The sequence below is a fragment of the Exiguobacterium sp. HSB13 genome, assembly GCF_056764755.1.
The window spans coordinates 1-278 of record NZ_JBUZOM010000048.1; the positions used below are offsets into that span (position 1 = coordinate 1).

At 46.8% G+C, this 278-nt stretch carries 1 rRNA gene; it reads right to left on the reverse strand.

The window, feature by feature from the left end:
- Window positions 1-200: 200 nt before the first annotated feature.
- Window positions 201-278, reverse strand: a 16S ribosomal RNA gene (locus ACZGCQ_RS16995); the annotation flags it as partial.

Here is a 278-nt window from a genome sequence, read left to right on the forward strand (position 1 = left end):
AGGCATCCACCGTACGCCCTTCATACCTTGATCTAGCGTTGGTATTCTAAGAACACACGTCTTAAATGACATGGTTAATTAAAAGTTTGATGTCTTGTTGATGTCTTCAGTTTTCAAGGTGCGAGTGTCTCTTACGAGACTGAGAGACGAGCTCTCAAAACTGAACGATGGGCATGTCCCGTAAGGGACGTTTTCCTTAGAAAGGAGGTGATCCAGCCGCACCTTCCGATACGGCTACCTTGTTACGACTTCACCCCAATCATCTACCCCACCTTCGA